A 10,499-nucleotide genomic window follows, 5' to 3' on the forward strand; every position below is an offset into this window, starting at 1 on the left:
AGGGGCGCCTCCGGCTGACAAGCGGCAGGCTGGTGTTATGGCGATCACGCCCGAGGTAACCGTAGGGCCGCCCGATGGCTTTGGCTGGCGGCAAATCGTGATCAACGGCAAGTCCGCAGGCAAGGTGCGGTCCCTCGAGGTACTCCAAAGACGCCTGCGACATGCCGGGCTGCCATCCGGGCACCCCATCCATTGGCTCGGCGGGGACAGCACGGTCTGGCCGCATCGAGCGGTGCAGCGACGAGCAGTTGGCAGCCTCATGTTTATCGGCTTCCTCTTGCCCGCGTGCCTGCTCATCTGGATCGGCTGGGTGGACTGCAGAAATGCCCTGACCTTCGGCGGACGACTCGCAGGATTTACGGTCCTTGCTGCGGGCCTGATGGTAGTGATCGCCGCGGCTGCGACTCTCGACTATTGGCACAAGCGGGAAAGGCGCTATTCGGGAGCCGCTGTTCTGGCCGGAGTCGTCATTGTCTTTCTCGGTAGTTTCTCGCTTCTCCTGCTGCAGATCGGCGAGCATTTCAACAGGTGGTCCGCGTTTGCAATATTCTTCCTCGTCGGGTCTGTAGTGGCGGGGATTGGACTCATCAGATCCCGGGCGTGGAAGGGTCTCCGAAATCCCCGGCGAATCGTGATTGGAGCGATCGTCCCCGCCCTCCTCGCCGGCCTCAACCTGGCATATGCGCAGGTCTATGTTCCCTATGTGACCACCCCACTGATCATGAGTAGGGCTGAGTTCAAGGAGGTAAGCCTGGGCGGAACGGGGGCGGCGATGTACGTGACGGTTCATTTGTACGTAAAGAATGATGGCCAGATTCCGGTCTATGTACTCGGTAGTATCTATTGGATCCATGGCGGGCCCGCGAACATTATTTCTGAGGACAGGCCTCCGTCGCACAAACTGATCTATGATGGCGAATTCGTCACGCCGGCGGGCCGCGTTCTGAATCCAGGGGAAGAAATTACGGAGGATGCGGTCGTCGAGATCAAGAATCCCGAAAAGGTGAATTACGAGGCAATCAGGGCGCAGACCGAGGTGTACGTGATCAGGAAGGACAGAATGACACTGCCTACCGATTACGAGCAATCCCGGGTGACTGCCGAGGAACTCAAAAGAATGGGAAAGGAATTGGAACCCCGGGAGCCTAAAGCCGCAAAATACAGGAATGAATCCGAGATTTCGAACAGCAGCGAGATCCTCAATGTGACCCGAGGTCGGCAGCGCATAACGGTGTGGCGGGTGTCCAGTGGTGAATGGCCGCGCATAGATGTGGCTATTTCGCCACCGGGCGACAGGATCATTTTTGATCCTAAATTTCCCTACTTCAACCAAGAGGTTATTGACCGGTACGGTCTCGCGCGGGTGCGTGGCTCCATGACGCAGACACCCTTCAAGGAGCTCCTGGAGAAGGCCCGCTCCACCGAAAGGGGCGCAAGCCAGGACCAGTCGGGCAGGTGACGGCGCGATGACACGGTCACGGCAGACCCTCACGAGGAGCAGCCTGGCAGGACTGCGTCGAGGCGGCCGGGGGTGGACCACCCCCTTCGACGCGCCTCAGGGGCAGGCTCGAACCGCATCAGCCCAGGCATGGGGACTGTGGTGGTGGTTCTCGTGCCCAGCGGCGAGCGCGAGGTGCAGTTCCGTGAGGTGCGAGGTGTCCGCCGGGAGACTCTCGTTCTTTCGCCAGCTGAGTCCGTGCGTAGAGATACCGGAGTCGAACATCGCCAGGGCCATCTCCGCTCGCTCCGGCTCGACCTGACGAACGAGGAAGGGGCCTCGCGCAGGCCCGGGACCGGCTCCACTGAGCGATCCGCCGAGAGACCGTCTGCCAACTCGCCCCGAACACCGGCGGCGACTGCCGCCACGTGCAGCCCGAGGTCGCCACGAAGACGAGCGAGGCCAACGGCTCACGGTCACCCGCCCGACGCCGGCCCCCACCTTGCGGACGCATCACCTCGGTCGGCGGCACCACCCGCCGAAACAGCACCCACAACGCATCCGTCCGGCAGTCCGAGGCGGGCGCGATCCTGATCCCGCCGTGCGGTGCGCGCTGCCGGCCGTGCGGCGGGTCAGGGCCCCTTGGAGCGTGAGAGGTTCAGTAGTGCGGCGAAGGGGATCGCTACGTATCCGGGGGAGATGAGCACCATGCCGTACTTCTCCGAGTCGTCCTCTTGGTCAGACAATCTCCCCTTGGAATTAAACGGGGCAATCATCGAGCCGACATCGGATTTTCCCTGATCGATAAATCGCCATGCGCTCACATAGCGTGGCCTGCGCGTGACATTGATGATGTTGTTGTTGTGGTGCATTCTCCCGTAGTGCACGACGTAATCCAAACAGGGGCTCTCTGGCGTACAATCGAAGAAGCGATCTTTCTTTTCAAGCCAGGAATATATCGGTTCGCCGAATTTCGCGTCGATCCTTCCTCGATCCCCTCGCAGAAATATAATCCCCGATTCGATCTCTATCGAGTCGTATGGGGCGTCTCTGGGTATCTGGATTATTTTGTCGTAGTCTGCGCTGTCGCCTGGTTCGAAGTAGTCGCCCGAGTCGAGGATCTTGCCGTCGTTGAGCCTTCGGTACTTGGGGCGTCCGACGTGAAGTTCCATATCGACCTCGTCCTCCATGTCCCTTCTCCACTCCGGCTCACCGATGCTGGTTTTGGTCCCGTCGAATGGGGCCGACCGCCCCTTGACATAGTAGTAGCTGGTGATGACATAGGCCGTTATTCTTCCTGTGTTCTTCAAGTGGAATTTCACTGGAAGGTGAATGATCGGATCTTTGGGGTCGGTCTGAGGTGTCCCGAATTCGGCCTTTATTTCAATGAGGAGTGGGGTGGAGCTGGGTTGATAAATGGCCGAGTACGCAAAATTCGTAGAGGCCAGGAGCGCCGTGGCCACCAATCCGGTGGTAAAGCTTTTGGGATGGGGGATGCCTTTCCATGCCTGCTCTCGCCAGAGCATCCGCAGTGCCCACACCGACCAGAGTGAGACGGGGAAGATGATCAGCAGGTAGGGCGTGTACTCGCGCTCCTGGAACCACATGAACAGCAACAGGCTCTGCGTGGCTACCGCGATGAGTACACCTACGAGGACGATCGCTCCCGCGTACCGCAGGGTCCGCTTGCCCCAATAGTCGAAGGCCACCGCCGCCGCGATTCCCTCCGCGGCGCCCGAGAGTATGAACAGAATTCCGGTGATGCGGCCGGAGAAGGTCAGGGCTCCGAAGGCGTCCGGCCTGCCTATGTCGACGAGCAGGGTCATGGACGCGAGTAGTCCGGCGGTCATCAGGGCGATCACCGCGCGTCTGCGCCCAGTGCGGTCGGGCCACGTGCTGCTGTCCGCCCCCCGCCAGCTCACGGAGGTCCGGTCCTCCAGGTCCATGTCCTCCGGGAGGTGGGCACGGCGGAGCTGTTTCCGCAGGTCGCGCAGCGACCAGGCGCTGCCCGCCGGTGAGCCGTCGATGGTGACCTCGCGCAGGCCCCGGATGTCAGGGGCCTGGACCACCACGCTGGGCTTCTTCATGCCGCCAGGCTCACGGCTGGGCCGGGGGCGCGCATCCGGGGTTAGGCCAGTGGAACCAGGAGGAGCGGCGGCCGGTGCCGGACCCGAATACCGCGATCACGGTCGGGTCCGGCGCACGCCCCAGGAGCCCCGGCTTACTTTTCGCCGACCGGCCGGTAGGTGCACACCTGCACCCCTGCTGCGCTGGTGACCGTGGAGACCAGTTCCAGCGTGCGCAGCGTTCCGCCGTCGGGGAAGATCGTCTTGCCGCCGCCGAGGAGCACCGGCATGACCATGAGCCGGAGCTCGTCGGCCAGGCCCTCGCGCAGGAGGGTGCGCGCCAGCGTGGGGCTTCCCATCACCAGCAGGTCGCCGCCCTCGGTCTCGCGGAGCTCCCGGATGCCGGCCACCGCCTTGTCGCCGGGGACGAGCGTGGTGTTGGCCCACGTCAGCTCGTCGTCACCCAGGGTCTGGGACACGACGTACTTCCGGATGGCGTTCATCTGATCGGCGAACGGGTCGCCGGCCCGCTCGGGCCACGCCGCGGCCATCGTCTGCCAGGTGCGGCGCCCGAACAGCAGGGCCTCGGCCTTGTTCAACGTGTCGGTGAAGGCACCGCCCACCACCTCCGGATCGAAGAACGGGTGCGACCAGCCGCCGTGGGCGAAACCGCCGTCGGTGTCCTCCTCGGGGCCGCCGGGGGCCTGAACGACGCCGTCCAGGCTGATGAACTCACTGATCACGATGCGCATGTGACTGGCTCCTCTTCCTCGCTGGGGGGTTACGGCAATAGAGACTGTCGCGCCGCCTCGGAATCATCGCTCCGTGGCGATCTCATATCTGTGATCCAGCTCACAAAGTCCAGGGGAGCGCACGCAGGCGTGAGGGGGCGTGCGGAGAAGCGGATGCGCCAGCTCTGAAGAAATTCGTGGGACCGGCGTGCACAAACGGGCGCGTTTTTCGATGGGGTGGGGAGAAGGGGCCCTTGGTGCTCTCCGCTGCCGGACGTGGGGGCAGGGCAGGCAAGCACTCCCGTTTCATCCGAACATCTCACCGGAAGGTTGCGCGCCGACGTGAATGTTGTCGAGACAGTTGCCCTCGTGCTGATAGTCGCCACCGCGGTCCACGTCTTCGCCGTCGACGTAGTGAGGGGGAGTGCATGAGCGAGGGCGAGTTCGATCCATCGGGGGACCAGGCGGTCTCCATCGAACTGGCGGGTGTCCTGCCGGTGGACTTCACGGCGTTCCACTCCCAGCACCACCGTGCGTACCTGCGCTACGCCCATCTCCAGCTGGGCACCCCCAAGGACGCCGAGGATGTCGTCGACGACGTCTTCACCTTCCTCTTGAAGGTCTGGCCGCACGCCCTCAGCCAAGAGAGCCTGCACGCCTTCGCCTGGGCCGTCCTGCGCGAACACCTGGAGCGCCGCCTGGCGGTCCTCGGCCGTCCGGTGGCCATGGTGGAGACGGCATGGTTCGCCGCGCTCCGCCGCTCGTCCAGAGAACGGCTGGAGCTACTGGAGTCGAAGCTCGGCCTGTACGCGGCGATCTCGGAGTTATCGGAGCGGCACTACGACGTGGTGCTCCTGGTCTTCCTGTTGGGCAACGACTACGACACGGTCGCCCGGATGATGGGGATTTCCCCCGCGACGGTCCGCTCGCACATCCGCGGTGCACGCCGAACCCTGTCCCGAAAACTCGGGGTGGACTGGGCCCCTGGAGAGGAGAAGGACCAGTGAGCGACATGACACGCGACCGCGACGGCATGCTGTGCGAGCTGGACGCAGCCTTGGAGGACGCACAGGTGTTGGCGGAGGAGTACGCGGGATACGACGAGGACGCGGCCCGGCGTCGGATCGCCCGCCGCGTCGTGGCCGACCGGGCCCGGACCAGGGCCAGGCGGGGGAGCAGGGGAGCCCCGCTGCCGGGACAGAGCAGGCCAGCGGCGGCGGACCATCTCGTACTGGACGCCTCGTGCCATGTGCGGGCGGCCCAGGAGCTGGACGCCCGGACCGGGCACCTGGTGGAGAGCAAGGCCTTCGCCGAGCTCGCCCTCGGCCCGCAGTCCTGGCCCCACAGCCCGTTGTCGGCCCTTCTGTTCGGCTGCCTTCTGCACCTCGCCGGGCGCATGGAGGGGGCGCAGTTCTGGTTCCAGTACGCGGCGGGCGCCGGCTCCAGGACCGCGGCCCAATGCCTCTACCTCCACCATCTCGCCCGCGCCGAAGTGGCCACCGCCCGCCACTGGAACGAGCAGGCCCACACCCTGCCCCCGGACGACGGTCTGCCCTCCCTGCCGGCGCTTCCCGACGACCTGGAGGGAGCGCTCGAGGCCTCGGTCATCTGGACGTCACCGCCCATCACGACCCAGGACCTCACCGCGCTCACCACCGTCCAGGGCCGCTTCGGGGGCGCACGGTACCGGCTCGCCCCCGCGCTGTGGCGGGCGGTCACCTCACTGGCCTCGGAGGAGGACCCGGACCTGGGTGAGGTGTTCACGCCCAGCCCGGAGATCGCCGTCGCCGTCGCCCGCTACGCACAGCTCAGCCCGCAGCACCTGACGGACGAGGCGAACGCGTGGGCGCTCAAGGCCCTGCGACCGCCTAATCTGACGCACGCTGAGCGCCGGTTCCCCGAAGGACAGCCGGCTCCGGCCGCCCTGGAGTCCGTACATCAGGCGCTGCGTGTCCTGGAGATCATCAACCGGTTCTCCGGAGGCGTGAGCCTGGCACAGATCGCCCGCGAGACCCAGCTGCCGCAGCTGGTACTGGCAAGGGTCATGGAGCAGCTCGTGCGGGCGAACCTCGCCACCGCGGCCGGCCCCGGCGCGTACGTCGCCGGGATGGCCCTCGCGCTGACCGATGCGGTGAGCGAGGACGGCCCCGGGCAACTGAGGCAGACCCTGTCGTGGGTGCGCGACGCGGTCGGCGCCGCCGTCTACGTCGCCCGCTACACCGACGGCGAGGTGTCCATCACCCAGTACGCGGACTCCCCGGCAGCCCCGGTGGTGGAGGAATGGGTGGACTTCCGCGCGGCCGCGCACGCCTCCGCGGTCGGCAAGGCCTTGCTGACCCAGCTCGAATACGAGGGCCGCAAGGACCACTTGGCCCGTCACCGGATGAGCCGGTTCACCTCCCACACCATCACCAGCGAACAGGCCCTCTTCCACCAGCTCGATGTACGCCGGCCCAATGCACCGCTGCTGGACCTACAGGAGTACGCGATCGGGACGGTGTGCGCGGCGGTGCCGATCACGGCCGGCCCGAACCCGGAATGCGTAGCCCTGTCCATGCCCGCTCCGGACCGGCGGCGCCTGAAGCAGGCCGCCAGGATCCTGCAGAGCGAAGCGGCCGCCGTCCTCCTCGCTCTCATCGTCGCCGGGAGCTCCCCTCCCGGGCCGCACACGGAAGGGGATGCGGCGAGCCACGACGGCCAGGCGAGCCAGGGGCAGCAGCCCGGTGCCGACGAGCCGGGCAGCAGCATCCTGACCACGACCGTGTAGAGATAGGTAGAGGTAGAGGCAAAGGGTCCGGTCCACGGCGGCCTCGTCGCTGTGGACCGGAACCATCCATGCCCGTCAGGGTGTTCGGCTTGCCGAACGTCCCTGGGGTGGCATCAGCCGGCCAGAACCGAGATGACGGCGCAGACCACGGTGAGTGCGGACGTGGCGACCAGCATGCTGCGCACGTGCCCGCTTAAGGCGCTCGGCAACGGCAGGGTAGGGACGGACAGGCCCGGGGCGTCAGGCTGCCGCAGTTGAAGACACCACACGCATTCGTCTTCATGGACCAGGCTGTCGCGCCAGAGCTCACCGTCGAGCGGTGCCTGCGAGAAGACGTTCCGTTCATCCTCCATGCCGCAGGTAACGGCGTCCGTCCGCATTGGCAACGTGCCGAGGGTGTTCTGAGATCGAACCGTTGTCAGCGCCGGTCAGGAGGTGCGCTTCAGGGTGGCGCGAACCACCCACCCGCACCGGAAAGTCTCAGTAGGGTGGCGACCCCTGTTGGATCGCGCAGAGGGAGCAGCTATGCGAGGCGGTACGGTCGCGGTGGTCGGTGGGAGCATTGCGGGCTGCGCGTTCGCCTCGGCGGCGGCGCGCGCCGGTGCGGGCGAGGTGGTGGTGCTGGAACGCACCCACGGGCGGCTGGCGGACCGGGGATTGGGGCTGTGCGTCCACAACGACCGGGCCGCTGAACTCGCCGCCACCGGCGCGCTGCCGACAGGAATCGCCAGGCACCGCTTGGACCGGCGCAGGTGGGTGGTCCGGGATGCGGCCGAGCCGTCCGGGCGGGTGTTCTGGGAGCAGCCGTTCCCCTTCCACTCCTATCACTGGGGCCTGCTGTGGCGGGGGCTGCGCGAGGCGACGCCCGCCTCCGTGGTCTACCGGCAGGGCGCGACCGTGACCGGAGTGGCCGGAGTCGGTGACCAGGCCGAGGTGCGGCTGGCGGGCGGCGCCGTCGAGCGGTGCGATCTGGTCGTCGGCGCCGACGGGTACCGCTCGCTGGTGCGTGAGGCGGTCTGTCCCGAGTCCCGGCCGCACTACGCCGGCTACGTCTGCTGGCGCGGCAATTTCGACGCCGGGCGGCTCGCGGCAGCCGGCGACGGCGACTGGCCCTCCGAAGCGGTGACCACCGTCTGCTTCCCCGGCGGGAGCTGCGTCATCTACCGCATCCCCGGGCCGGACGGCCCCAGGGTGAACTGGGTCCTCTACGCCATGCCCCCGCAGAGCGGGCAGTTGCGGTTCGACGACCCGACGAGTTTCCCGCCGGGGAAGGTGACCGGCGAACTCGCCGCCTGCCTGAGCGAGTTACTGGACCGGGAATTCCCGCCGTACTGGGCCCGGGTGATCGCTCTGACGGAGCCGGAGGACACCTTCGTCCAGCCCATCTACGACCTGGAGACCGCCCGCACGACCGCCGGGCGCTTCCTGCTCGCCGGTGACGCCGCCACCGTGGTGCGCCCGCACAACACCAGCGGGGCGGCCAAAGCCCTCCAGGACGCCAGCGCCTTCGAGGCCGCCTGGCGCCAGGCCGGTTCCTGGGAGGAACTGCTGTACGCGTACCAGGCGGCGCGCGGCGCGGCGGGGCGGGAGCTGGTCGCCTTGGCCCGCCGGCTCGGCCGGGCGCAGGTGGAACAGACCCCTGCCTGGGCCACGATGAACCACATGGAGGCGCAGTCGTGGTGGCAGGGGCAGCTCGCCGGAGCGGCCGACATCGGCGGCCAGGCCATGACCCCGTAGATCCGCCGCCCGAGCATGAAGCATGCCCTCCCACAGCGGCTGCATGCCGGATACCGGCCAAAGGCGCATCCGGCGGCTTGTCCCGGGCGGCGGCCGGGCAGAGCTTGAGCATGTTGAGGCCTCATCGTGAACTGCCCCGCCAGCTCTCCGACGCGCATGTCCACGCCCTGGTGGGGCTCGACCCGATCACCGGCACGTACCTCGGCACCCCGACGGCGCGGGCAGACTGCCCGACTACTCTCCCGACGGGGCCAAGGCCCGCGCCGAGCTAGCCCGCGCCACCCTCGGACGGCTCACGGCTCACGGCTCACGGCTCACGGCTCACGGCGGCCGAGACCGAGCCGGAGGCGCACAGCGACGTCGAACGCCGCTGTGCGCGGCTGCTGCGGGAGCGGCTCGACGCGGAACTCGCCCAGTACGAGGCCGGTGAGCACCTGCGCGCGGTGGACAACATCTCCTCGCCGCTGCACCAGGTGCGGAAGGTCTTCGCCCTGATGCCGTCCCGTACGCCCGAGGACTGGGCGGCCATCGCCCAGCGGCTGCGGGCCGTGCCCAGCTGACTCAGCGGCTACCGCGCCTCCCTCGCGGAGGGCGTGCGCCGGGGGCTGTCCGCCGCACCACGGCAGGTACGGGCGAACGTGGCGCAGATGCAGGAGTGGCTGGGCGCCGAGAACGGCGGATTCGGCCGCCTGGCCGCCGACGCGCCGCAGGACGTGGCCGCCGAAGTCGAGGCGGCGGCGCGGGAGGCCACGCGCGCCTTCGCGGAGCTGGGGGAGTGGTTCGAGCGCGAGTACGGCGCTCAGGTCGCCGGCGCGCCGGACGCGGTCGGGCACGAACGGTACGAACGCTTCGCCCGCTACTACACGGGCGCGGACCTCGACCTCGACGAAGCGCACGCCTACGGCTGGTCGGAGTTCCACCGCCTGCTGCCCGAGATGCGGGCCGAGGCGGCGCGCATCCTGCCCGACGCGCGGGACCCCTAGGACGTGCTGGCCTGGCTGAACGACCACGGCCGGAGCATCGACGGCGTGGAGGGGACCAGGCTCTGGCTGCAATCCCTCATGGACGAGGCGGCCGACGCGCTCGACGGCCGGCACTTCGACATCGCCGAGCCGGTCAGGCGCGTCGAGTCGTGCATCGCGCCGCCCGGCGGCGCGGCGGCTCCGTACTACACCCAGCCGTCCCTCGACTTCTCCCGCGCCGGCCGGACCTGGCTGCCCACCCTGGGCAGGACGCGCTTCCCCACCCACAATCTGGTGTCCACCTGGTACCACGAGGGGCTCCCGGCTCACCATCTCCAGCTGGCGCACTGGACGTTCGCCGCCGCCGACCTCTCCCGCTACCAGACGAAGGTCGGCAAGGTCAGCGCCACCACCGAGGGCTGGGCCCTGTATGCCGAACGCCTCATGGACGAGCTGGGTTTCCTCACCGATCCGCAGCACCGCCTCGGCCATCTCGACGCTCAGATGATGCGCGCCATCCGCGTCGTGATCGACATCGGCATGCATCTGAGGCTGCGCATCCCCGCGCACTCGCCCTTCCGCCCCGGCGAGGAATGGACGCCCGCTCTGGCCCGGGAGTTCCTCGGCCGCTACTCCAGCCGGCCCGCCGCCTACCTGGACAGCGAGGCCGTCCGCTATCTGGGCAGGCCCGCCCAGGCCATCACGTACAAACTCGGCGAACGGGCATGGCTCCAGGGCCGGGAGAGCGCCCGGGCCAAACAGGGCTCGCACTTCGACCTCAAGCGGTCCTACGTTGTT

General features: G+C 67.7%; 7 protein-coding genes and 2 pseudogenes. 5 read left to right on the forward strand and 4 right to left on the reverse strand.

All coding sequences use genetic code 11. The annotated features are described in order from the left end of the window. The first annotated feature begins 37 nt into the window (after positions 1 to 37). Positions 38 to 1,459: a hypothetical protein gene (locus J7I97_RS15075; RefSeq protein ID WP_214935016.1), complete on the forward strand. Its 1,422-nt coding sequence runs from the start codon at positions 38 to 40 to the stop codon at positions 1,457 to 1,459. Between the two features lie 118 nt (positions 1,460 to 1,577). Here the strand turns inward: J7I97_RS15075 and J7I97_RS40305 are convergent, their stop codons facing one another. From J7I97_RS40305 to J7I97_RS15090, 3 genes are all read right to left on the reverse strand, one after another. Continuing rightward, on the reverse strand, positions 1,578 to 1,994 hold the full coding sequence (locus tag J7I97_RS40305; RefSeq protein ID WP_374195473.1) for a transposase: 417 nt from the start codon (positions 1,992 to 1,994) through the stop codon (positions 1,578 to 1,580). A 76-nt stretch (positions 1,995 to 2,070) separates the two neighbouring features. Continuing rightward, positions 2,071 to 3,525, reverse strand: coding sequence for a hypothetical protein (locus J7I97_RS15085; RefSeq protein ID WP_214935020.1), 1,455 nt, complete (start codon positions 3,523 to 3,525; stop codon positions 2,071 to 2,073). A gap of 134 nt (positions 3,526 to 3,659) precedes the next feature. Then, positions 3,660 to 4,256, reverse strand: coding sequence for a dihydrofolate reductase family protein (locus J7I97_RS15090; protein WP_214935022.1), 597 nt, complete (start codon positions 4,254 to 4,256; stop codon positions 3,660 to 3,662). A 407-nt stretch (positions 4,257 to 4,663) separates the two neighbouring features. Between J7I97_RS15090 and J7I97_RS15095 the strand changes: the two genes are divergently transcribed. Together J7I97_RS15095 and J7I97_RS38510 are read left to right on the forward strand one after the other, a co-directional pair. Beyond that, on the forward strand, positions 4,664 to 5,242 hold the full coding sequence (locus J7I97_RS15095; RefSeq protein WP_214935024.1) for an RNA polymerase sigma factor: 579 nt from the start codon (positions 4,664 to 4,666) through the stop codon (positions 5,240 to 5,242). A gap of 866 nt (positions 5,243 to 6,108) precedes the next feature. Continuing rightward, positions 6,109 to 6,876 (forward strand): annotated as a pseudogene (locus tag J7I97_RS38510) (IclR family transcriptional regulator C-terminal domain-containing protein); the annotation flags it as partial. 239 nt (positions 6,877 to 7,115) lie between these two features. Here the strand turns inward: J7I97_RS38510 and J7I97_RS15105 are convergent. Then, positions 7,116 to 7,382, reverse strand: a complete 267-nt coding sequence (locus J7I97_RS15105) for a hypothetical protein (RefSeq protein ID WP_214935026.1) — start codon at positions 7,380 to 7,382, stop codon at positions 7,116 to 7,118. A 145-nt stretch (positions 7,383 to 7,527) separates the two neighbouring features. Between J7I97_RS15105 and J7I97_RS15110 the strand changes: the two genes are divergently transcribed. Together J7I97_RS15110 and J7I97_RS15115 are read left to right on the forward strand one after the other, a co-directional pair. After that, on the forward strand, positions 7,528 to 8,739 hold the full coding sequence (locus J7I97_RS15110; protein WP_214935028.1) for an FAD-dependent monooxygenase: 1,212 nt from the start codon (positions 7,528 to 7,530) through the stop codon (positions 8,737 to 8,739). A gap of 110 nt (positions 8,740 to 8,849) precedes the next feature. Beyond that, positions 8,850 to 10,499, forward strand: a pseudogene (locus J7I97_RS15115) (DUF885 domain-containing protein); the annotation flags it as partial.

The organism is Streptomyces sp. ISL-87 (assembly GCF_018614095.1).
Lineage (GTDB): Bacteria > Actinomycetota > Actinomycetes > Streptomycetales > Streptomycetaceae > Streptomyces.